The organism is Scytonema sp. UIC 10036 (assembly GCF_009725235.1).
Genome location: NZ_WJFC01000022.1, coordinates 32,333 through 53,084, shown reverse-complemented (window position 1 = coordinate 53,084; position 20,752 = coordinate 32,333). Strand labels below are relative to the sequence as shown.

At 42.8% G+C, this 20,752-nt stretch carries 27 protein-coding genes; 9 read left to right on the top strand and 18 right to left on the bottom strand.

All coding sequences use genetic code 11. From position 1 onward, the window contains the following. Nucleotides 1-11 precede the first annotated feature (11 nt). Together F7734_RS12950 and ltrA are read right to left on the bottom strand one after the other, a co-directional pair. Nucleotides 12-305 (bottom strand): hypothetical protein, encoded by a 294-nt coding sequence (locus F7734_RS12950; RefSeq protein WP_207714085.1) that lies wholly within the window; start codon nucleotides 303-305, stop codon nucleotides 12-14. Then, complete coding sequence (ltrA, locus tag F7734_RS12945) at nucleotides 289-1,983, bottom strand: group II intron reverse transcriptase/maturase (protein ID WP_347566189.1); 1,695 nt, start codon at nucleotides 1,981-1,983, stop codon at nucleotides 289-291. Before ltrA ends, F7734_RS12950 begins: the two co-directional genes overlap by 17 nt. Between ltrA and F7734_RS66100 the strand changes: the two genes are divergently transcribed. Continuing rightward, nucleotides 1,903-2,085 (top strand): hypothetical protein, encoded by a 183-nt coding sequence (locus F7734_RS66100; RefSeq protein WP_347566190.1) that lies wholly within the window; start codon nucleotides 1,903-1,905, stop codon nucleotides 2,083-2,085. The genes ltrA and F7734_RS66100 overlap by 81 nt on opposite strands. Before the next feature lie 523 nt (nucleotides 2,086-2,608). Here the strand turns inward: F7734_RS66100 and F7734_RS12940 are convergent. The 9 genes from F7734_RS12940 to F7734_RS12905 form a co-directional block, all read right to left on the bottom strand. After that, nucleotides 2,609-3,139 (bottom strand): hypothetical protein, encoded by a 531-nt coding sequence (locus F7734_RS12940; RefSeq protein WP_243146851.1) that lies wholly within the window; start codon nucleotides 3,137-3,139, stop codon nucleotides 2,609-2,611. 12 nt (nucleotides 3,140-3,151) lie between these two features. Beyond that, entirely contained in the window at nucleotides 3,152-3,577 is a 426-nt protein-coding gene (locus F7734_RS12935; RefSeq protein ID WP_155745116.1) for a hypothetical protein, read from the bottom strand. 56 nt (nucleotides 3,578-3,633) lie between these two features. Beyond that, complete coding sequence (locus tag F7734_RS12930) at nucleotides 3,634-3,921, bottom strand: hypothetical protein (protein ID WP_155745115.1); 288 nt, start codon at nucleotides 3,919-3,921, stop codon at nucleotides 3,634-3,636. A gap of 92 nt (nucleotides 3,922-4,013) precedes the next feature. After that, on the bottom strand, nucleotides 4,014-4,247 hold the full coding sequence (locus F7734_RS12925; protein ID WP_155745114.1) for a hypothetical protein: 234 nt from the start codon (nucleotides 4,245-4,247) through the stop codon (nucleotides 4,014-4,016). Then, entirely contained in the window at nucleotides 4,247-4,489 is a 243-nt protein-coding gene (locus F7734_RS12920) for a hypothetical protein (protein ID WP_155745113.1), read from the bottom strand. The genes F7734_RS12925 and F7734_RS12920 overlap by 1 nt, the downstream gene beginning before the upstream one ends. Further along, on the bottom strand, nucleotides 4,483-4,695 hold the full coding sequence (locus tag F7734_RS12915) for a hypothetical protein (RefSeq protein ID WP_155745112.1): 213 nt from the start codon (nucleotides 4,693-4,695) through the stop codon (nucleotides 4,483-4,485). The genes F7734_RS12920 and F7734_RS12915 overlap by 7 nt, the downstream gene beginning before the upstream one ends. A gap of 27 nt (nucleotides 4,696-4,722) precedes the next feature. Beyond that, nucleotides 4,723-4,878: a hypothetical protein gene (locus F7734_RS60685; RefSeq protein ID WP_166481880.1), complete on the bottom strand. Its 156-nt coding sequence runs from the start codon at nucleotides 4,876-4,878 to the stop codon at nucleotides 4,723-4,725. Then, nucleotides 4,853-6,124, bottom strand: a complete 1,272-nt coding sequence (locus F7734_RS12910) for a hypothetical protein (protein ID WP_155745111.1) — start codon at nucleotides 6,122-6,124, stop codon at nucleotides 4,853-4,855. The genes F7734_RS60685 and F7734_RS12910 overlap by 26 nt, the downstream gene beginning before the upstream one ends. A gap of 969 nt (nucleotides 6,125-7,093) precedes the next feature. After that, a complete protein-coding gene (locus F7734_RS12905) occupies nucleotides 7,094-8,581 on the bottom strand; it encodes a hypothetical protein (protein WP_155745110.1) in 1,488 nt (495 codons plus the stop codon). 259 nt (nucleotides 8,582-8,840) lie between these two features. On the opposite strand from F7734_RS12905, the gene F7734_RS12900 reads away from it, so the two are divergent. From F7734_RS12900 to F7734_RS12890, 3 genes are read left to right on the top strand one after another with little or no spacing between them, the layout of a single operon-like run. Next, on the top strand, nucleotides 8,841-11,009 hold the full coding sequence (locus F7734_RS12900; RefSeq protein ID WP_166481879.1) for an AAA-like domain-containing protein: 2,169 nt from the start codon (nucleotides 8,841-8,843) through the stop codon (nucleotides 11,007-11,009). Nucleotides 11,010-11,017: 8 nt separating this feature from the next. Further along, a complete protein-coding gene (locus F7734_RS12895; RefSeq protein ID WP_155745109.1) occupies nucleotides 11,018-13,081 on the top strand; it encodes an AAA-like domain-containing protein in 2,064 nt (687 codons plus the stop codon). 56 nt (nucleotides 13,082-13,137) lie between these two features. Continuing rightward, the gene (locus tag F7734_RS12890; protein ID WP_155745108.1) at nucleotides 13,138-13,605 is read left to right on the top strand and encodes a site-specific integrase; all 468 of its coding nucleotides are present in this window, start codon (nucleotides 13,138-13,140) and stop codon (nucleotides 13,603-13,605) included. Between the two features lie 98 nt (nucleotides 13,606-13,703). Here the strand turns inward: F7734_RS12890 and F7734_RS12885 are convergent, their stop codons facing one another. Next, complete coding sequence (locus F7734_RS12885) at nucleotides 13,704-13,928, bottom strand: hypothetical protein (RefSeq protein ID WP_155745107.1); 225 nt, start codon at nucleotides 13,926-13,928, stop codon at nucleotides 13,704-13,706. Between the two features lie 194 nt (nucleotides 13,929-14,122). Between F7734_RS12885 and F7734_RS12880 the strand changes: the two genes are divergently transcribed. From F7734_RS12880 to F7734_RS12860, 5 genes are read left to right on the top strand one after another with little or no spacing between them, the layout of a single operon-like run. Beyond that, on the top strand, nucleotides 14,123-14,266 hold the full coding sequence (locus tag F7734_RS12880) for a hypothetical protein (protein WP_155745106.1): 144 nt from the start codon (nucleotides 14,123-14,125) through the stop codon (nucleotides 14,264-14,266). After that, nucleotides 14,244-14,666 carry a DUF6262 family protein gene (locus tag F7734_RS12875; RefSeq protein WP_155745105.1) on the top strand — a complete coding sequence of 141 codons (423 nt, stop codon included), beginning with the start codon at nucleotides 14,244-14,246 and terminating at the stop codon, nucleotides 14,664-14,666. Before F7734_RS12880 ends, F7734_RS12875 begins: the two co-directional genes overlap by 23 nt. Further along, on the top strand, nucleotides 14,663-15,265 hold the full coding sequence (locus F7734_RS12870) for a DUF6262 family protein (RefSeq protein ID WP_155745104.1): 603 nt from the start codon (nucleotides 14,663-14,665) through the stop codon (nucleotides 15,263-15,265). The genes F7734_RS12875 and F7734_RS12870 overlap by 4 nt, the downstream gene beginning before the upstream one ends. Further along, nucleotides 15,249-15,695, top strand: coding sequence for a hypothetical protein (locus F7734_RS12865; RefSeq protein WP_166481878.1), 447 nt, complete (start codon nucleotides 15,249-15,251; stop codon nucleotides 15,693-15,695). The genes F7734_RS12870 and F7734_RS12865 overlap by 17 nt, the downstream gene beginning before the upstream one ends. 19 nt (nucleotides 15,696-15,714) lie before the next feature. Next, a complete protein-coding gene (locus F7734_RS12860; protein WP_155745102.1) occupies nucleotides 15,715-16,188 on the top strand; it encodes a pentapeptide repeat-containing protein in 474 nt (157 codons plus the stop codon). A gap of 401 nt (nucleotides 16,189-16,589) precedes the next feature. On the opposite strand, the gene F7734_RS12855 is transcribed toward F7734_RS12860, so the two are convergent. The 6 genes from F7734_RS12855 to F7734_RS12830 form a co-directional block, all read right to left on the bottom strand. Further along, the gene (locus F7734_RS12855) at nucleotides 16,590-17,096 is read right to left on the bottom strand and encodes a DUF3368 domain-containing protein (protein ID WP_155745101.1); all 507 of its coding nucleotides are present in this window, start codon (nucleotides 17,094-17,096) and stop codon (nucleotides 16,590-16,592) included. Further along, nucleotides 17,089-17,337, bottom strand: coding sequence for a UPF0175 family protein (locus F7734_RS12850; protein ID WP_155745100.1), 249 nt, complete (start codon nucleotides 17,335-17,337; stop codon nucleotides 17,089-17,091). The genes F7734_RS12855 and F7734_RS12850 overlap by 8 nt, the downstream gene beginning before the upstream one ends. Nucleotides 17,338-17,893: 556 nt before the next feature. Further along, a complete protein-coding gene (locus F7734_RS12845; RefSeq protein ID WP_155745099.1) occupies nucleotides 17,894-18,256 on the bottom strand; it encodes a hypothetical protein in 363 nt (120 codons plus the stop codon). 137 nt (nucleotides 18,257-18,393) lie between these two features. Then, entirely contained in the window at nucleotides 18,394-18,528 is a 135-nt protein-coding gene (locus tag F7734_RS65235) for a hypothetical protein (RefSeq protein WP_279239705.1), read from the bottom strand. A gap of 112 nt (nucleotides 18,529-18,640) precedes the next feature. Beyond that, nucleotides 18,641-18,967: an XRE family transcriptional regulator gene (locus F7734_RS12835; RefSeq protein ID WP_155745098.1), complete on the bottom strand. Its 327-nt coding sequence runs from the start codon at nucleotides 18,965-18,967 to the stop codon at nucleotides 18,641-18,643. A gap of 223 nt (nucleotides 18,968-19,190) precedes the next feature. Further along, complete coding sequence (locus F7734_RS12830; RefSeq protein ID WP_155745097.1) at nucleotides 19,191-20,684, bottom strand: Fic family protein; 1,494 nt, start codon at nucleotides 20,682-20,684, stop codon at nucleotides 19,191-19,193. Between the last annotated feature and the right edge of the window lie 68 nt (nucleotides 20,685-20,752).

Sequence of the window (20,752 nt, the reverse complement as noted above, 5' to 3'; positions counted from 1 at the left end):
GAATACTGTTTTTAATCTTTAGTGAGCCGCCAGATTGCAAAACCAATCTCACCCGCCAGCATTGTACCGATGTTAAATAGAATGCACAGAATAATGGTCATCGGCACAGTGTAAGAGAATGGATTGCGAGCCGCGAAAGTTGTTACCAAGTCAAATACCCAGATTGCCAAACTGATTAGCCCGGTCGTGTTGCGATCGCGCAGACCTGCTGTTTTGTCGGGTAAGGTCGGAACATCGCTGTTCCTTCCTCCCCTAAGAACCGGACTTGACAATTTCTCATCATCCGGCTCAAGCCTCGGTAACATCCCCAGATTGTTTTCCACTATGTATGTTTTTGTGGCAGGCTTTGTGTAGATGTACCAAATTGTTAACATCTTCTTTTCCTCCTGCTTTTACCATTACTTTGTGGTGAATTTCTAAGTCTTCTCCATTGAAAAGGTATTCCCCACATACCGGGCAGTTCCAGTCTTGATTTACGGCTATTTTGTAATAGAGACTTCCTTTAGCGAATCTGAGCTTACCGTATTGTGTCTGTCTCTGCTTCCAGTATGCTTTTAATGTTGGGTCATCCGGTGATGCTTTATCTTTCACTTTTGCGTGTCTGAGTATGTGCATCTCTTCTGAAAGTTTAAGGATATATTTAGTAGTTGGGTTTCCCCTTCTATCTATTCCTTTGGCTTTGAATTTCCAGATGCCATTGGTTGTAAAGTATTTTTGTACTATCCACTGTTTATGGCGTTTCTGATGTCTCTTGAGCGCCCAGTTATATAGCATTTCCCATACTTTCCAATCCACATATTTGAATGCCTTTCCACTGCAATTAGTTCTGTGGTAATTTCCCCATCCTCGGAGTATCGGGTTAAAGTGTTCTACAACTTGTTCGGGGGTGGCATTAGAATTAGTTTTTAACCATTCCCTTAGTCCCCTTATCAAATTGAGAACCTTTTCTTTTTGAGGTTTGACCAAGTGTACTTTCTTATATCGTTTAATGTTATATCCAAGGAAATTAAATCCATCGGATATATGTACGATTCGAGTTTTCTCTTGGTTCAATTCCAGACCCCGCGTTTCTAACAATCCTTGGATGTATGGAAGGATAAATTCTAAGTCCTCCTTCTTCTTAGCAGTTATTACAAAATCGTCAGCGTATCTTATAAATCCGTAGCGATTGGATGTTTTCTGCCAGAGTCTCTTCCCTACTGCATCTCTCATCACTTTTTTTGTTATGAATTGTTCTAAGAACTCTCCTAACCCATGAAGTGCAATGTTTGCTAGTAGGGGACTAATGACCCCGCCTTGCGGCGTGCCACTTGGACTCGAATGAATTTGTCCCATTTCCACATATCCGGCTTTTAGCCACTGTTTTATTAGCTCTCGACCTGGAACATTCCCAATAGTCTTGAGTAAATATTCGTGGTTTATATTGTCAAACGCTCCTTTAATATCGGCATCTAGCGCCCATTCATCTTTACCTGTACTGAACCTGAGGTGTACTTGTTGTATTGCATCCTGTGCGCTTCTGCCTGGTCTAAATCCGTAGCTGTGAGCTTCAAAGAGAGCTTCCCAACTTGGTTCTAGAGCATTTTTGACAATTGCCTGTGCGACTCTGTTCCGAATTGTTGGTATTCCTAGTGGTCTTAATTTTCCATTCGCTTTAGGAATGTATAACCTCTTAGTTGGTTGCGCTTGCCACATTTTGTAATCCAACATTTCAGTTACCAGTTTCACTCTTTCTTCTGGATTAAGAGCTTTATGTCCATCGACTCCGGCTGTTCTTTTTCCAATATTTACTTGAGTTACTTTTCGCACTGCTAATAGCAGGTTGGAGAAACTTCTTATCATCAACTTCATAAGGGACCGAACCTTATTCCATTGACCATTCTGGGTTGCACGGTAAATTCTTTGTCTCAGATTTTTAACGATTTTGTTGACTTTCTTCCAGTTAACTGTCCTCCAATCAACGAATCGCTCCCGGTTTCCGATTTCATTGCTGAATCTATCTTTCATCGAGGATTAAATTTCCTTTACTCAGTTTTTACCATCCAAGACCAATTGGAAGTCAGCCGCATTTTCAGCGTAGAGTGATGTTTCAACTCCTATCCCAGGCATTACCCCAGGCATTCGCTTTCTCCAATCTCCTTTACCCCCCTGATAATTCCGTCTTCCTTGCGGTTGACCTACTTATAGTATTCGACCTATCTATAAGAACCATTGGGGCTTACTGTGTTTTGTACGTTAGACATTCAATCGATTGGGTTCCATCTATGCTCCGGTAGGGTTATCCATTGAGGATGTCCTTTCGTTCGTGTACCGACTACCCGCACCGAACCTTACCTACTTACCTTTTGGTTAGAGTGTATACAATATCAATATGACTGGGAGTCATTTTCACTCTTTGTGGCTTACGAAGCTTTAAGCAGATGATTCGCTTGCGCTAACCCTTTATCGACTTTCCCCTTGGCTTTTGTCGGGTGATATTCCCCTTAGGAAGCCTTTCATGCTTTGCATTCCAGTAGTTTCATTACTTACTCCTACCGTAAGCGGGGTCAATGACCCTTTTATGCGGGGACAGGGTGAAAGGATACCCAGGAAGAGTCGGCTCTTCAGTCTAAAATACAACTTCACATCGCACGTAGTCCTTCCACAGCTCCGTCACTAGGTCAATCTTGCCACTGGGCTTGGCTTCCAAGTCATAAACCATGTGGTCTTGAAGTTCTCTCCGTGCCGAATCAGGATTCTTACCCCGCAAAGCGTATGCTTCAACTACCTGCAACCCTACTGCTATCAAGAAAGCCAGATAGAAGAAGGGATTGAACACCGTTAGCGGAACATTTGCCCATGACCAACCAGCCTCGAACCAGGGGAAAAGGGGGCGTTGCTGAAACACTGTTTGCCAAATGCTATCAGCACTGATAGCAGAACCCAAGATGAACAACAACCCACCTACAACCGCTCGCCCCACACCACCATTGCCAACAAACTGAGCAACGATAGCAGCTGCAAACCTAATGGGCATTCCCACCACCAAAACAATCATCTTGGCTATAAAATCAATAATCTGACCGATTGAACGCTTCGGTGGTTGTTTGTTGCTAGTACTGGAACCGCCCTTAGGCGCGTTATCTGAACTAAAAGCCATCCTCCTCCTCCTTTAATTGGGTCTACCGTCACAAGCGTTGTCGTACTTGTGCTTCCAATACCATTGGTTTTGTTCAATCCTTCCCACGCATACGCCTGCCGAATCGTACACGTACACCACCTCATCAGTACCCCATCCCGTTGTGTCTGGCTTGGGGTCTTGGTTTTGATTGTCCAGATACCGTCTGATTCTTAACTTGGTGGCGTTTGGTGCAATACCTGCTTTGTACAATTGCTCAGAGGTCAATGCACGTTCTGCGATGCGCGAGCGTTCAAACTCTTCTTGGGTTTTTAAGTTTTGCACTCGCAATTCCATCTCTGCCCGTACCCTCTGGGCTTCAGCGTATGCACCAATTCGGGGGATAAGCGGTAAGACTACGGGCATGACGCAGATGGTCACACCTATGAGTGCAAGCCTTATTTGCTTTTGGTACACCATATACCTCACTTGTATGGATGCGGCTATGGATAACCCATAACCGCTTTAACAAAGTCCTAGAGCATATTCTTTAACTGAACTTTTAGCTGATTCACAATTGCATCCATCAGGCTCAATCGTTCTCCTGCTGATAGTTCTTGCTCGATGCGATTCATGGCATTCTCTATCTCGTCTCTCACATCCCCAGCCTCTGCATCGTGCAACCAGAGAACGTGTCCGATCCGGTACAGCAACCAGCATTTCTCCACTGGGGTCATGTTCTCGAACTGGCTGCCAAAATAGTCAACCATCTCATCAATGAGACTGCTGTCAGATGAAGCATAATACCCTACAGGCTTAGTCATGGTCCATAATCCTTTGTGTTGTCTATCGTTTGCGGCGGTAGATGTCCATGTGGGGGAGGGCGATACCCAATATGCGTGGGTATCACTCCATCTCAAACAATTTCCCCAACTACCGCTCCCAGAATGTCGAGAGCCATTTGCAGTTCAACGATTTGGTCAATGCTCATTCCTGACAAAAATTGAATTGCTCCCTCAACAACTTGTGGAGATGAAGCTAAGAAATGATGCTCTTGCACCACTTTTTGAAATGCTTCACAGTGCCAGTCGTCGAGTGCTTGTACTGAAGTCAGAAAGTTCAATTGTTCTTTACTCAACTGATGGTCCATCACAGTCCTCTAAATGCTTCAAGATGGCTTATTTCAAGGGGTTGGCGTTCTGTGACATCTCTTCTGGTTTGTTCTTGACTGAGGGATACGGTCACGCGACGGTTAGAGTCTTTCACTGCATAACGCCAGAATACATAGCGTTTGGACTTTACCTCATTTACACTGTGCGAGTAGTGCCATTGTCCCGGTTTGCCTGAGATGGTATACAGCTTGGACTTGCTCAGTTCTGTACAATCTAACATCCAAAAATCTCCTCAATTGTTGGTATGTAAGCGGGTTCAGTCTCGGAATAGACTGCCCATTCAATAGCTTGTGTTGCGTCAGCAAGTGTTAGTTGTCTGGCATCTTCAGCACAATTGCAAAGGTGTTGCCATTGGGGGTACTGTCCGAGGGTTTCAAGCGAGCGCAATACGAATTGGAGTTGTTGAGTGAATTGTTGGTTGGTCATATGGGTTGTGCAAATTAGTAACAACGCTTATGCACTCTTGCCTAGCCGTTCGTTGACTGCTTGTTCGAGTATTTTCCTTAACAAATAGGCTGGGGTTGTTCCATCCATATCTGCTAGCAGTCGAACCTTTGGGGCTAGCTCTTTGGGTATGTCCCAGTTAAGCCGCTTGTTCAAGCTCTGCATCGGTAATCTCCTCCTGTTCATTTACATAAAGTCTTTTCAGTTCTGCCAAAGCAACCATTCCAGGGTCGGGAGCTTCAATTAAATGCTCTGGTGGTATACCCTGGCGTAACATTTGGTCTTTAATCAAGTGCTGTGCTGGCTTGATGGCGAATCCTCCACCACACAACACAACTGGATATCTACGAGCGCTCGTACCTAGTGACTCAAGGGCAAAGGTGAGCGGACTGTCCACAATCCAGTTTTTGATAGCTGCTTCTAGTGCAAGCCCGATGTCACGTCCATCTGGCGCAATAGCCGATACTTTGCCATCCTCAAATTTGGCTGTCTCTAGTACTTCCCGTAACTGGCTGGGCTTGATGACCTTGGAAGAATCGGTGTTCGCCACTGCTTTGGCAAATTCTTTGATTAATTGCGATACTCCACCACCACCATTTGGCTCGTGGGCAACACGCTTGGGCAGTTTGCCAATATTGCTGTATTCACTCACACAAGCTGTTCCATACCCAATATCAAAAGTAAATATTGTAGGGGGTTCTAGCTTGTTACCTTGCCCGTACAAGGCAGCCCCATAACCCTCTGGGAAGTTAAGAGCGTCTTTAGAGAAGGAAAGCCGATACTTAATCCCATCTACAACCATCCACTTGCATTGACCGATTGCTTTTTTGAGTGTTAAAGGATTGGCAAGGCTTAGAGTCACCAACCGGATGGTCAATGCTCTGTTTTTCTCGTTGGTTCCGGTAGAGAATTGGTAAAGGTTGGGGAGGGATGCGATCGCACCAAGGGCAAGGATTGGGAAATAGCGTACTTTGTTGTCGTCATCATCTGACATCGCTATCCATTCAGCGCCTTGCAGTTTGGCTGAACGACCAACCACCCAATGTTCGACCTTGTCGCGTAGCTTCCCCTCTACCTCTACCTTTTCCCGACTCATGCTAAAGGCTCCCATCTCCCCAAAGGGTGGGGAATCGACCTCACACACAATCGAATCAAGCACGATAGAAGATGCAGCAACTCCATTAACAATGGACATAGCCTTAATACGAGAACGCCCGCAGTCCATCACAATAATGATTTCTTGTTTGGGGATGCTCATACGCGGTTTTCTGGTTTTGGATGGTTTCTCCGTATCCTCAGTGTTTTCTGTGTTTGCGGTAATCTCTGCACTTTCAACTGTCACATCACTTTCTTGGGATTCTTGTACTGACGTTGTCGTTTGTGTCGCTGTTTCGTCCTTTTTGCGTGGCATTGGCTTGACTCCTTATTAAAACTTCTCGCAACTGTCACACAGGACAGACTCAGTAGATATGTTTTATGTACTACAGAGTTTGCTGATTGGTTCTAACTTGTTCCTAAAACTGCAATTGGAATACAAGTGTTGTGGCGAGGGTGGTTAAAACTAGAAACTTTGTGTCAGGGTTGGCTACTACACCGAAATCTTAAATCAATATCTTGATTTCACAAGTGTGCTTTATTCTCTGGGAATATGGTTCGCGAGTATTCATGGCGAACCACTGGTTTTTTTGATGATGAAAGACATGTGGGTTCGTGCATAACATGAAATTTGAACAACGAATTTACATGGGTTTCAGGCGACGAGATTCGCGCATAAAGTGAAATCGACCTTGGGGTAAGGGTTTTAGCCTCCTACCCAATTCGCACATAAGTTGAAATTTTGCATCTAATCACGGAAATTCACGGAATTTTGTAGAAAACTGACAACATTTTGTACATAAGATTCTGTCCATTCTATAGGAAAGCTACTTGACTACCTTCTTATCATGAGTGCATTGGCAATGCGATCGCACCTCAAAAGTGAGCTTTAAAAAGCATTTGGGCTAGAGTTAAATCCACGCGTCGGAAAATTTCATATTATGTGCGAATTTACTGGAGGGCTAAAACCCTTACACTAAGGTCGATTTCACTTTATGCGCGAATTAGGGTGGCTGAAACCCCTATAACTTCGTTCTTAGAATTTCATCTTATGCGCGAACCCACAAGTGGCATCTTTTAAAGAGCGCTTAGAGCAAGAAATTCAAGCAATTAAGACAAGTCTTACACCAGCCCCTCCTGGTTGTTGGATTGCTCGTTACCTAGCAAAGGGGCGTCAGGGATTTTATTGGTACTATAAACTACAAGCAACTGAGCCAATATTCCCCACTTTAACTGAAGGTAAGCTTTCTAAATATAAACACTTAGGTAAACCAGGAAGCAAAAATTACATGGAGGCCCTTGAACAAATTACGGCTCGGTCTAAAATTGATGCCTTAGACCGCTCTGTTGAAACTCTTAACCAAGGTTTGAAAGATTTAATTGAAGAAACCTCTAAATACAAAAAATGATGAGGCAGTGGTTCGCCACTAAACCTCGCGAACCACTCTTCCCTTTCCACATCCCGTGAAAAGTCAGCTAAGTTGGGATACTTGCTACCAAGTGCATCGGTAATACTTCCTTCAAAGTCCTCATCTTCAATTAATCCACCTCCTGCAATTAAATACTGGGGCTGGCTACCAGCAGGTGGTAAATTTGCAATAAAATGCACTACCCCAAAGTCATATTCCTCAATTTGTCCCGCTAGTTCCTTCCGCATTGTGCGGAATAAGCCTCCTTTGGTATAACGACTTAACGCATCTAATACAGGTGGAATCTTAGCCTCATGATGCTGTACTAGGAAAAACGGCGCTCCTAAACCAATAGCAATACCCAGTTCCAGGTAAACGTTTCTATCCTGGGATGGTGGCAGCAGGAACATACTGAAACGTGTGGTGTAAAGTTTATCGCAAATACCACACAGACGAAAACCACCTAGCAACTTATCCCCTGAAAAATACGGTTGAATAGCATCCTGACTGCTACTAGCCTTAGCTAATGTATTAGTAAGGGTTTCTCGCCAGTCAGCCAATAAATCGGGTGTAAATCCGTGGGAGACAAAATACTCATTAGGCTTAGGAGATAATAAACGCCCCTTACACAATCCCATTTCAAATAAGGCAGGGATAGGTTGTAGTCGTGCTTGAATAACCTGCAAGGACTGTTGTTCGTTAACTAAACCAACATTATTTAATTCTTCAGTAAAACTCAGGGCTAGTTGTTGTTGTCCACTTTGGTAAGCAGCGTTTAAGCTTTGAGGGGATAGTTGGTTCTGTTTTAATTCGGCGATATACTGCTGTATTCTTTGTTCACTGGCACGCAACTCTGCAATAAAGCTGTCGTTTTGGTTGAGTAGCTCCAATAAAACAACTACTTGCGGTAGGCTAAGTTGCTCTCTCAATACCTGGCGATAGCACTCAATAAAGTCTTCAATTATCTGCTTGGAGTTTAAATTTTGTTGTTCAATCTGCTTCTTAGAATTTTCATATATTCCTACTGTTCGGTCAAAAGCTTGCTGAACCTTAACCCAATCAATGGCTTTGCGCTCTAGTATGTAACCGCCAACTTGCCCACCAACTTCTGCGTCGAGGAAAAAATTATCTATACCAAGCAAATCATGTTGAGGATATTTATTAAAGTAGAGGTCTAAAGCTTTCGACAGGCTTTCACGCAAGCTGTCATATAAATTCGGCTCAATTAATCCAGCCCACTTTAACGCCTTTCCTGCCAGAGTGCCTTCAAGAGACTGTGCATGATATTTAAGAAGATCGCTAGCAATATTGGTGAGAATACCAGCAGCTACTGGGGCAGCAGTAAATGGTTCCGGGATAAGCATAATATAAGCGCAATTCCAATTCCGGCATTCGCTCGCTTCCTCGATCAAGTCGGGCTGGGAGTAAAACCGACTAGAGGTCAAACCGTGGTGGACCGGGCTGCTGTGACTATCTCGAACCCGTAGCTTAATTGATGATGCGATCACCCTTCTCACCTTTTTAATGGAGAATTTTGGCGGAAATCCTTAAGAATTAATGAAAAACCAAAATGGAGCGCTAGCTGTTTGTATATTTTAATCATCCCCCTTCAGAGTTATTGCTGTGAAGAAAATCTTAATTCTGAGTGCGAACCCAAAAAATACAAACGAACTACGCCTGGGTGAAGAAGTACGGGCAATCCAAGCGGCGTTGGATCAGTGCAAAAACAGGAACGAGTTTGAAATTATGACTCGTTGGGCAGTGCAAGTAGATGATTTACAGCCAATTCTCTTAGAGCACACACCTGATATCGTGCATTTCTCAGGGCACGGTGAGGGAAGCCAGGGGTTAGCACTGGAAAACGAAATCGGGCAGATGCAACTCGTCAGTTCTACAGCGTTAGCAGGGTTATTTAAGTTGTTCAGGACACACATAGAATGCGTCTTTTTGAACGCCTGTTATTCTGAAGAACAGGCAAAAGCGATTTCTCAGTATATTAATTGTGTTGTGGGAATGAATCAGGCGATTGGAGACGTTGCAGCCATTAAGTTTGCTAAAGGCTTTTACCGGGCGCTGGGGACTGACAAGACTTACAAAGAAGCTTTCGAGTTTGGGTGTAATTCAATCGATCTCCAAAGTATCCCGGAGTCTTCTACACCTGTGATTAAGCTGAGAAAGCCTTCCCAGGCAAAACGCAAGCAGTTTCAGTCCGACCAGGTAAAAGCCGTCTCTCCCTCCACTGGGACAACCAAAGTATTTATTAGCTACCGCAGTCAATCCCCCGATCTCGAATTGGCTCAACAGTTTTTTCAAGCACTCACGGCAGCAGGATATGAAGCATTTATGGCAGGAGAAAGCATCCGTCTGGGCGAAACCTGGCCACAGAGAATTGATGCTGAATTAGAACGAAGTGATTACTTTTTGTTACTGCTGTCTGAGCAATCAGCCATCAGCGAAATGGTGACAGAAGAAGTGCGGCGGGCAAAGCGCTGGCGTGACAGTCGTGCCGATCAGCGCCCAACAATCTTGCCAATTCGGGTGAACTTTCCGATGAATTCTCCTTTGAATTACGATCTGCGGGGGTACTTACAGAATATTCAGCAACGGCAATGGCAATCTTCTCTGGATACACCCGCACTCATAAAAGAAGTGCTGACTCTGTTATCAACAGGACATTCGCCTGCAATTGTTACCTCTGAGCCAGTCATCCCTTACGAAGATAGTCCAGACCATCCTCCTTTGCCAATCGCAGAACCAGAGGTATACCGAGAGCCTGGGGGATCGATACCGTTAACTTCGGGACTGTATATTGAGCGCCCTCCCAAAGAAACAGATTGTTACCGGGAGATTGTGCAATCTGGCGCACTGATTCGCATCAAAGCTCCCCGACAGATGGGCAAAACTTCGTTGATGGCAAGAGTGTTGAACTATGCCAAAGAGCAAGGCTATCAGGCAATTCCCATCAGCTTTCAGAGGGCGGATAATAAATCATTTACGAACTTAGATCAATTTTTACGCTGGTTCTGCGAGCAAATTGGGCGGCGATTAAAACGACTGAATCAGTTAGAAGATTACTGGAAGGGAGACAACAGTAAGGATAAGTGCATTACTTATTTAGAAGAGTGCATCTTAGAGGAAATTGATAGCCCGATCGCGCTGGGATTGGATGAAGTGGATTTGGTCTTTCCCCACCGCGAAGTTGCCGATGATTTTTTTGGATTACTCCGTTCCTGGTACGAAGCGGCGCGGTATGGTGATGCTTCTAGCGATTTGTGGGCAAAGCTGCGGCTGGTGGTGGTGCATTCGACGGAAGCTTATATTCCCCTCAACATTAACCAATCGCCGTTTAATGTAGGGATGACTGTGGAGTTACCGGAATTTAACTCCAATCAGGTGCAAGATTTAGCACAACGCTACGGGCTGACATGGGGTAGGCAACAAGTAGAACAACTCGTAAAATTGGTAGGTGGGCATCCCTACCTCGTCCGTAAGGCATTGTATCATCTGCGTCGTCAAGATGTGACATTGGAGCAACTGCTTTTGGAAGCACCCACAGAAGCAGGCATTTATATTGACCATTTACGTCGGCACTTACTGAATTTACAGTGCTATCCTGAGTTAACTGAAGCCCTGCGCCAAGTTGCGATCAAAAGTAAACCCACAGAATTGAACTCAAAATCAGCATTTAAACTGGAAAGCATGGGATTAGTTAGTTTGCAGGGCAATCAAGCTATGATTCGTTGCGATTTGTACCGCTCGTATTTTCGCGACCATTTACAAGACAAAGGGTAGCGATCGCCATGACTACACCACCGCAAGATTACGAATACAAAGTAGGGGGTGGGCTAGACAGCAAAGCTCCCAGTTACGTGGTGCGACAGGCAGATGAGGAATTTTATGCATCTCTAAAAGCGGGTAAGTTTTGCTATGTGTTCAACTCGCGGCAAATGGGCAAATCGAGCTTGCAGAACCGCACAGCCCAACGATTACGGGCAGAGGGGATTGCCTGTGGTGTCGTCAACCTCAACTTTATGGAAGTCCACAACGCAACAGTGGCAGGTTGGTATCAGGGTATTATCGGACGGTTAAAAAGCAGTCTAGGAATCAAAATTCAGTATCTTGACTGGTGGCTGGAACGAAAAGATATTCCCCCTCTGCAACGCTTTGTAGAATTTATTGAAACTGTACTCTTGGTGGAAATTTCGCAACCCATTGTGCTGTTTTTTGATGAAATTGACAGTGTATTTAAATTCGATTTCAAAGACGATTTCTTTGCTCTGATTCGGGCTTTTCATGAGCAGAGAACAGAACAGTCGGAATACCAGCGCCTCACCTTTGCCCTTTTGGGCGTTGCTACCCCTGCCGATTTGATTCAAGATAAAAGCCGCACACCGTTTAATATTGGACAAGCGATCGCCCTAGAAGGCTTCCAACCGGAAGAAGTGCAACCTTTGATACCAGGATTAATCGGCAAAGCAGAGAACCCAGAAGCGGTTTTAAGAATTATTCTCGAGTGGACGGGGGGACAGCCGTTTTTGACACAGAAGCTTTGTAAGTTAGTGCTACAATCTGCTTTTGAAGTGGGGAGATGGGGAGATAAGGGGCAAGCGGAAAATGGTGAGTGGGTTGAGGGTCTGGTACGAAAGTGGATTATAGAAAATTGGGAAGGGCAGGATGAGCCAGAACACCTGAAGACAATTCGAGATAGGATACTACGAAGTGGGGAACAGCGGACTGGGCGATTGCTGGGGTTGTGTCAGCAAATTTTGCAGCAGGGTGAGGTAGCAGCCGATGACAGTCCTGAACAAACAGAACTGCGGCTGACGGGATTGGTAGTGAAGCGGGATGGTAAGCTGCGAATTTATAACCGTATATATCAGGAGGTGTTTAACCAGGATTGGTGTAAAAACATTCTGGACAAACTACGTCCTTATTCTGAAGCTTTTACTGCTTGGGTGGCGGCAAATTATCAAGATGAATCATGTCTATTGCGTGGGCAAGCTTTGCAGAATGCTCTGGTTTGGCGAACTGGTAAAAGTTTAAGCAATTTGGACGAACAGTTTTTAGCTGCCAGTCAGGAATTTGAAAAAGTCCAGGTACAGAGTGCCTTAAATGCGCAAACAGAAGCTAATCAGATTTTAAAACAGACGCAACAGCGCTTGGCAGAGGCGCAACGCAAAACTCAGCGACAGATTCGCCTTGGGGTTGGGGTTTTAGTGTTGTCTTTAGCGTTGTCTGTAGTTGGGGCAATAGCTGCATTAGTAGTTGCTAGCAAGGCAAAGCAGGAGCAGTCTCAGGCAATATTAGAACGAGACAAGGCAAAGCAGGAGCAGTCTCAGGCAATATTAGAACGCGATAAGGCACAAGCAGAGCAGTCTCAGGCAATATTAGAACGCGATAAGGCACAAGCAGAGCAGAAGAAAGCGATAGATGCACAGAAGGCGGCAATGCAGAAAGCCAAAGAAGCAAAAGAGAAATTTATTCAGGCACAAGCTAAATTAAACAAAGCTCTTCAGGACGTAACCCAGAAAAAGCAAGAATTACAACAGGCGACACGGCAAGCAACCGTGGCAAATGATAAGGCTAAGTTAGCAGCAGTTCAAGCTGATAAAGCCAAGAAAGATAGAAATCAAGCGCTAAAAGATTGGCAAAATGCTAAGGATCAAGTCGGAACGTCAGAAAGCGCCCGGCAAGATGCTGAGAATCGAGTCCAAAATACAGAAAACGCCCTGCAAAATGCTGAGAATCAACGCCGAATGGCAGAAAGCGCCCAGCGAAATGCTGAGAATCAACGCCGAATGGCAGAAAGCGCCCAGCGAAATGCTGAGAATCAACTATACTTTCGCCAATTTATGAAGCATTAAGTAGGGGTAGATATAACGTAGACACTGTTGGCGAAATATTGCTTAACATTTAACGGATGGAAAAGCCCATTTTTGGATTAGATCTGGGATTGAAGTCTCTCATTTCTAGAGTTTTCCATGTAATACAAGGAAGAAATTTCTCCCCTATTACCTCTGTTGCCAGTCAACTGCAATCGGCGAACGATTTTTTGGCGGAGTTGCAGCAGAAAGCTCAAACTACCCAGAGGGGGTATGCTGGCAATATCAAGATATTTTTTGAGTATTTTTTGCAAAGAAAACCAACGCCAAGAGATATTGAAGAGTTTTGGGCGTTAGATGACCAGACGGCTAACGGGTTAATCCTTAAGTTTAAGAAACATCTGGTGGCAGAGGGTAGGAAGGCGGCGACCATCAATCGTTATCTAGCTGCTATTAAATATCTCATTAAGGTGGGGCGTAACCTCAAGCGGTGTCAGTACCATTTTGATAGCGATCGAACTTCAGTAAATCGCAAAGTTTTCAAAAACCCGATAAATTGTAACTGAGAATACAATTGTTTCGAGAAAATCTTAACTATCGCTCAAAAATCAATTAGATTGGTTCTTTCGTACATAGCGTGCTAAATTTTAATTAAAATCTATAGTTATGCTTTATTTACAAAGCTTACAGGCACTCGCGGATTAAATTTGAGCAAGGAATCCCGTTTTGAAACTAATAATGGCTGTAAGGTAAGCCCAGCAATAGTTTTAAGCTTATTTTTCGACAATTTTAGCACGCTAAGTACGCAAGAGCCAAAATTTTCAGTCAAACAACTTATAACTTCATCGAGTGTTTCTAAGTCTGTAAGAGCTAGTTGCTTTGCTGTCATAAGCGTCAAATAATAGATAGCATCTGTTACTAAATTTTCCCAAGAAATAATTTTTAGTAATGTGTGGGTTCGCGCATTTATAAGTACTCGATAGTTTCCACTATTTTATGTAATCAACGTATCAGCATACTTGTAATTTAATACATTATGTAGTATTTATGTAGTGTTAGTGTTTGAACTATGTAAACTGCACAATGAAAGTCGAAATGGTTGTCAATTCGTCAACTGGCATCAAGAGTTGGATGGTGCTAGATAATAACTATTTACCCATCATCGTCATCGAGAGCTTTATTAATGCTCTACAGGATGTGCCAGATGCAGCAGAATTGGAAACGTAATACAAATGGCTTAGTTGCGAATGCCAAACGCAAGCGTGAGGAGTGTTTTCAGCGTACTGAAAAAGCCATTAAGCTGCTGATTAAAGAGAACAAAGACATCAACTTTAATATAGTCTCTCAAACTGCCAAAGTGACTTTAGGATGGCTCTATAAACAACCAGAACTAGTGGAACGTATTCGGACTTTAATGAAGCAACAAGAAAAGGTTGTAGAATTACCACAATTGCAGCGCCGTAGTGTTTCGAGTAGCCAGATCAGCGACAATTTAAAACAGCGAATTAGAGACCAAGATTCAGAAATTAAACAACTGAAAAAACAACTAGCTGTTTGGGGTGGATTAATACGACAGCAAGCAGAAACGATTGAACATTTGAATAATCGGCTAGGTGAAAAAACATGAATAATTTTATTCGGAATGTTTCAGGACTAAAAGATACGGCTCAGTTAAAGCATTTAAATGCCTTCGACAAAGTAGAGAATGGTATCAAAAAGTTGCTAGTTCAAAAGACTCCTATTACTTTTGAATCTGTTGCTAAAGCATCAGGGGTATCAAGAGCGTTTTTGTACAAATACCCTCAGTTAAGAGAGCGAATTAATAGCTTAAAATCTCGGAATCAACCTAAAAACTTTCCACCAATTAACCAAAAAGCTTCTGATGCTTCAAGGATAGCAATTATTGATGCACTCCGCTATCAAATCCAGCAACAACAAAAAGAAATCAATATTCTTACCAATTTAGTTGGAGGTAGTTGCCTGACACCTCAGCAGATAGAAAAGTATGACTTTATAGCAGAGAATAAGCGGCTAAATGAGGCATTAGAGATGACTCAAAATCAACTGAATGAATCAATTATTAATAATCAAAAGCTAACTGAATCAGTCCAAAAGTTAAAATATCAGAATCAGGAATTAAATAACGTTATAAGTTTAGTTTATAAATATAGTGCTGATTGCAACATTAGCATACGCATATCCACAACGCTTGAAAAAACTTTGTGATTTACTGAATATTAGAGGTGCAAAAGTGGTGGGAGAGCAATTTGTTAAAAGATTGTTATCCGAGGAACGTTTAGAAACGCTAGAGGCAATAATTGGTGGTTATTTCTTATTAAAAGTAGGAGATGATGAGCGTTTAGCTCAATGGGTCAATAAATTTGTTAACTTAATTCCGTGGCTGCCAGATATTGCGGTAATTCATTCCTGGTTCCTTCTTCGCGAAGAGGACGTGCCAAGGGTTAAGTTAGCTCGAAGTTGCTTATTAGAGGCCGTAAAGCAAGGAATTCCCGTATATACCGAAGGGATGCGTTTACTATTTGATGGCTTGCTATTGTTTAGCCAAGATGCTTTGACGCGCGATGAGCAAGATACAGAAATTGAACAGGCTCTAGAACTAAGAAGTACTCGCCGCCGCCAGGGAAATTCAGTCTGAGTATTATCGCGCCGATGCCTTGAGAGCGTTAGCGGAGAAACTGCCATCACACAATGTCAGCCTAACCAATGTTAGTGTGAGTTGTGCTAACCTCAACCATGCAACCTTAATTAAGGTTAATCTAAGTCAAGCCGACTTAAGGTATGGCAATGTTAGAGGAGCTATTCTGAACCAAGCCAACCTGAACCGTGCTTTCCTAAACAGTGCTGATTTAAGCGATACAAAGCTGATTCGCACTAACCTAAGTAGTGCCAACTTGAGGAATGCCAATCTAATTCGTGCTAATTTAATTGGTAGCAACCTGAAGGATGCTGTTCTGATTGGCGCTAATCTGATTGATGCTGATTTGAGTGGTGCAAATGTAAAAAAAGCTCGATTTGGAAACAATCAAGGAATTTCAGAATCCATAAAACGTGACCTAATTCAACGAGGCGCAATCTTTGTTGGAGAGCCTCCCACCCAAGATTCAAAAGTTTTGGCTACTAGGTATTGAGTAAAAAGTTTGTAGCTTTTGTTGGGATTCATGAGTGCTACAGCATTACAAGTATGAGCCATTTCGTTGACCTGACGGCTCAAAGTATTAATTTCTCGTAGTAGTTATGAGCGGCGTCACCAACCTTGAGTGTTTTACCAACTTAGGGTCATAAGTTGGTATTTGAGTTCTAACTGTCTTAATTAATTCCCATCCCCTGTCAACCGTATATTTATGCTTTTTTGTGTAGCACTATTCTTCTTAAGAATGGCTAAAAAGTAGATATAACAAAGGTTTTCAGACCATCTTGCATGATTTTACAAACATCTCGGCTTAATGCCATCAATGGGTTTCCCTTCCCGCAAGTCTTCGCGAGGGGTTAAACTGTCAATTTTATACCAAGGTTTGAGTGCTGCCATCGTTTATTCCCCTACTAATGCCAATGCTTGATTCATCACTCGGTCAGACAAATACATTCCGCAGAGGCGCAATTGTTCTAAAAGCGGACGCGCTGATGGAATTGCGCCTTTTTGTTTAGCATTAAGAACTATACCTAAAGTTCCCCGTACTGTAATTCCTAGAGATGCTGCACATCGACGAGCGGCTAAATCGTCTACAATCGCCTCAGTACCGGGATGAAAATAAGCCCAGGTAAGTACTGCTGACTCCCCTAGATCTAAATTACTTGCCAGGATGATTTCTGGTACAGGTGGCGTTTCAACAACAATTAACCAGGTGATTTGGGCTAGAGCTTGAGCAGTTACGTCCATTTCACCATATTGCTGAATTTCTGTTACTACCGCAGCAGGCACGAGTATCTCTGTATTCAATAATTGCAACAACTCAAGCAAGCCTGCCTTAGTCAATAGAATTAAGGGTGAAGCATTAATGACGGGGAGTATAGATTTGCTGGGCTTGCTATCAACCAAGTTCTAACTCCCGTTTGAGATCGTCGAAATCTACAACAAAGACATCGACTTTTTCACGGGCTAGTGCCTCCATAAATTCCTTGCGGTTTAATCCGGCAATTTGGGCAGCTCTTCCTTGGGAAATTTCTGTACGTTGATACCAGTAAATAGCAGCTGCTTTTCGGAGAGCGGAAGCAAATTCTTCTGGTGAGGAATAACGAGTCTTAAAGGCGTCTTCAGGTATGTCTAAAGAAATTTTCATCTAGTTTCTCCGATACTAATTAAAATACTAAACCTTTCTTTCTTGCTAGCACATCATCCACCCAACGTTTTTTATATCCTTTCCTCCTCATCCCATAAAATACCTTGCCCTTAAATCAATGCTGTAATAAGTCTGTCACTCCAAATTGAGTGATGACAATTTCTCTATTAGGAAAACGTGCAGTGATTGTAAGATTTCCGCCGAGAGATGTAATATATCTTGAGAGCGTAGAAACCTTGGGTCTATTTCCGTGCCGACCGAGTTAGTTGGGGGGAAGACGAAAAGCTGCGGGCGCGTAAATGCGTGAGTTGCAATAACGTTCAGTTATTTACATCTGCTGAGTAATACCCGCTTTGTCTGTATGTAGTTGAGTACAATTATTCACAGGGAAATGCTCCAGATGTGGTGCTGATGGATGATAGGGACTACATAGCCCGAGTCCATTGGGACTGTGAGTGTGGGTTTAATGGAGCACGATCGCATTGCTCAAATTGTACAAAGCTGGCATTAAAAGCAGTTAGCGATCGCTTCCATTGGACACTCCAAGAGCGATCGCCTAAGATGCAGCAGGCTCATTCAACTTTCCCGACATCTCCAAAACTCGTTGCGACCAAGAGCTAGCTTGAACAGTTACTTGGTTTCTGGCTGTGGCGTCAGACCATGTACTTTCCCAATTCAATTTCCACCCAGACAAAACGCGCATTAAATCTACCAACTCTGCGGCAGTGTCAATATCCATCTCTCGAGCTGTCCACTCAATAAAGTACTGACTTTCCCTAATGAGACGAATTGCTTCATCAGGTTGTGTTGTCTCAGTTGAAAGTAAATTGATTTTAGTCAGGTGAGCCGCCAAGTTATGAAGGCGAGTGGGAATATCATTTTGTACGAATTGTACTCGATCAATGCTTATGGTTGTCATAACGAATTTTCACTTTAGATTGCTGTACAGCTTTAGCTCTTCCTTGAGAAATTTCTGTACGTTGATACCAGTAAATATAGCGTTTCCCAGTCTGCTAAGGTACAAATTCGTCTGCGTCCGTCTGCGTTCATCTGCGGTTAATTATTTTTTCTGTACCTCACGGAAGTGGGAATTGCTATAGCAGCTGCTTTTCGGAGAGCAGAAGCAAATTTTTCGGGTGAGGAATAACAAGTCTTAAAGGCATCTTCAGGTATGTCTAAAGAAATTTTCATCTAGTTTCCTCCTATACTAATTAAAATCCTAAACCTTTCTTGCTAGCACACCATCCACCCAACATTTTTCATATCCTTTCCTCCGCGTCCCATAAAATACCTTGCCCTTAAATCAATGCTGTAATGAGTCTGTCACTCCAAATTGAGTGATGACAATTTCTCTATTAGGAAAACGTGCAGTGATTGTGAGATTTCCGCCGAGAGATGTAATATATCTTGAGAGCGTAGAAACCTGAATATCGTTCTGATGCTCAATTTTTGAAAGAGCAGGTTGACCTATCCCCATATTCTCAGCAACTTCGCTTTGCGTCTTGCCTACAGATTCCCTGACTTCAGAAAGTGTTAAATATAATAGTGCAAGATTTGCTTGCATCTCACTTTCTGCTTGCTGCTCTGGTGTCATTTTTTTACGAAGTTCGCTAAAAGGCTTATTTTTCATCTACCTCTCACCTCATGTTGCTTACATAATAAATATTTTAACTAAAATATCACCTTTAACTCATATTAGGACTGCACAGAGAGGAGAAGTAAAGAAAAAAACATCTGTAACGTTGATAGTGCTTGGGCTAATCGCCAAAAATTTCTCGCCGTGCATGGGGGGAAATTCGCTTGATAGGTAGGTCAACCTCAATGAGGCGTTTGGGGTAAGTCGTATTCATTGGCTAAAGTTGCTTCCTCCACTGGTCTAGCCCTACTAGGAGGACATCCTCTAGCCAAGGATCGAACCGTTGAATAACAAAATCTTCTTTCTCAGTATAAGAAAATTGGAAAACTTCGCTACACAAAACACGAGGTTGAAGGAAAGTGACTTCTTGTTCTTCAGTTTTATCCCGGTACTCAATGAAGGCAGATGCTGCCATAATGCCAAAAAACTCAAAACCCAGTGCATGGAAAGAGAGAATAATCTCAGTTTGTCTATCCTCCTTAATTTTTAGCCTAACCCAAGAACGGTAAGTTCTAGTGTCCGCGTAATACTGTAATGCAATAGCTATTTGAATAATTTGTTGCCTGTACCAGTAATCGTTATTTTTATCGCTTCGTTGTACATCTGCAAAATAAACTTCTTCTAGGGACTTCAATTCATGATTGAGTTCCAAGGCAACTAGTCCAAATTTGGCTTCTGCAATATCTTCTAGTTTTTCAGCAAGCTCAAATGCCTGACTTTGCATTTGCTGAGTTTGTTGTTCTTTCCTAGCTTTTAGGCGTTCTATGCCTGCTAAAATCACTTTTTTAAGTGGCTCTCCATCGTTGAGAACATTTTCCGAAAGACTGAGAACCTTGACAAATGCTTTCTTTTGCAGCTTGGCAAATAAATTAACTAAATTGAATAAATTGCCCTTGTCTGCTTCTTGTAACCCATCAAGATATTCATCTCTAAAGTCTCGACTAATAACTAAGGGAAACCAACCTGCTTTGATAAAAATAAACGAAGCTAATGCTCGTGCTACTCGTCCATTCCCATCTTGAAATGGATGAATTTGGGTGAAGCGATGATGTAACCAAGCTGCTTCAAGTTCTGGAGGAACTCCCTGTTTCGTATCCTCTAAATGCATACTGACTAAGCGCTCCATTTCAGATTGAACTTGCAAAGGAGGAGAATACTCATGTACTTTTCCATCTCTAAGAGTTGGATTATTGGGCTTTTGCTTCCATTGTCCGTGTAGTAAAGGAACTTGTACTTTATGCCCAAAAGCATCTACAGCATCAACTGTTTCTTGGTGCTGTGTGAAAATTTGATGTAGTTCTCTTATATAAAAAATCGAAAGTTCTCGCTTTTGAGCAACAAAACTAAATAATGATTCTAAAGCCTCTTGCTGGTCAATTAAAACCGGAACAATTCTCTCTGCTGGTTGATCGGTGGTACCATAAGGAATTAAAGTTGTTTCAATTCCTTTTTCAATCAGAAGTTGTGTTGTATCTCTATCAATAGAATAAAGATTTTCTATTATGCCTGTTTCAATAGCCCACTCTCGGCTCAGCTGCTCATAAAATTTCTTCAATGCATCAGACTCCTGAAATTTCCTAGCCTGACTTTTCCAAATTCTCGCAAGACCTTCCAGTTCAGTAGAAGCTAATGCCATCCAATTTAGAGGCAAATCTTCAATGGGTTTCCAGACAAAAGTTGTTTGTACCAAGTTACCCCCCTTCTCAGTCAAGAGTTATAAGCTGTTCCATATCTATTGTGCATATTGAACCGCAGAGGCGCAGAGGGCGCAGAGTAAGA

Excerpts from the sequence above, each read along its gene's own strand:
- F7734_RS12930 (WP_155745115.1), bottom strand. The coding sequence starts at position 3,921 with ATGACTAAGCCTGTAGGGTATTATGCTTCATCTGACAGCAGTCTCATT.
- F7734_RS12885 (WP_155745107.1), bottom strand. The coding sequence starts at position 13,928 with ATGACAGCAAAGCAACTAGCTCTTACAGACTTAGAAACACTCGATGAA.
- F7734_RS12915 (WP_155745112.1), bottom strand. The coding sequence starts at position 4,695 with ATGACCAACCAACAATTCACTCAACAACTCCAATTCGTATTGCGCTCG.
- F7734_RS65235 (WP_279239705.1), bottom strand. The coding sequence starts at position 18,528 with ATGAAAATTTCTTTAGACATACCTGAAGATGCCTTTAAGACTTGTTAT.
- F7734_RS12910 (WP_155745111.1), bottom strand. The coding sequence starts at position 6,124 with ATGCCACGCAAAAAGGACGAAACAGCGACACAAACGACAACGTCAGTA.
- F7734_RS12895 (WP_155745109.1), top strand. The coding sequence starts at position 11,018 with ATGACTACACCACCGCAAGATTACGAATACAAAGTAGGGGGTGGGCTA.
- F7734_RS12880 (WP_155745106.1), top strand. The coding sequence starts at position 14,123 with ATGAAAGTCGAAATGGTTGTCAATTCGTCAACTGGCATCAAGAGTTGG.
- F7734_RS12870 (WP_155745104.1), top strand. The coding sequence starts at position 14,663 with ATGAATAATTTTATTCGGAATGTTTCAGGACTAAAAGATACGGCTCAG.
- F7734_RS12920 (WP_155745113.1), bottom strand. The coding sequence starts at position 4,489 with ATGTTAGATTGTACAGAACTGAGCAAGTCCAAGCTGTATACCATCTCA.
- F7734_RS12845 (WP_155745099.1), bottom strand. The coding sequence starts at position 18,256 with ATGACAACCATAAGCATTGATCGAGTACAATTCGTACAAAATGATATT.
- F7734_RS12905 (WP_155745110.1), bottom strand. The coding sequence starts at position 8,581 with ATGCTTATCCCGGAACCATTTACTGCTGCCCCAGTAGCTGCTGGTATT.
- F7734_RS12850 (WP_155745100.1), bottom strand. The coding sequence starts at position 17,337 with ATGAAAATTTCTTTAGACATACCTGAAGACGCCTTTAAGACTCGTTAT.
- F7734_RS12835 (WP_155745098.1), bottom strand. The coding sequence starts at position 18,967 with ATGAAAAATAAGCCTTTTAGCGAACTTCGTAAAAAAATGACACCAGAG.
- F7734_RS60685 (WP_166481880.1), bottom strand. The coding sequence starts at position 4,878 with ATGCAGAGCTTGAACAAGCGGCTTAACTGGGACATACCCAAAGAGCTA.
- F7734_RS12890 (WP_155745108.1), top strand. The coding sequence starts at position 13,138 with ATGGAAAAGCCCATTTTTGGATTAGATCTGGGATTGAAGTCTCTCATT.
- F7734_RS12940 (WP_243146851.1), bottom strand. The coding sequence starts at position 3,139 with ATGGCTTTTAGTTCAGATAACGCGCCTAAGGGCGGTTCCAGTACTAGC.
- F7734_RS12925 (WP_155745114.1), bottom strand. The coding sequence starts at position 4,247 with ATGGACCATCAGTTGAGTAAAGAACAATTGAACTTTCTGACTTCAGTA.
- F7734_RS12950 (WP_207714085.1), bottom strand. The coding sequence starts at position 305 with ATGTTACCGAGGCTTGAGCCGGATGATGAGAAATTGTCAAGTCCGGTT.
- F7734_RS12875 (WP_155745105.1), top strand. The coding sequence starts at position 14,244 with ATGCAGCAGAATTGGAAACGTAATACAAATGGCTTAGTTGCGAATGCC.
- F7734_RS12935 (WP_155745116.1), bottom strand. The coding sequence starts at position 3,577 with ATGGTGTACCAAAAGCAAATAAGGCTTGCACTCATAGGTGTGACCATC.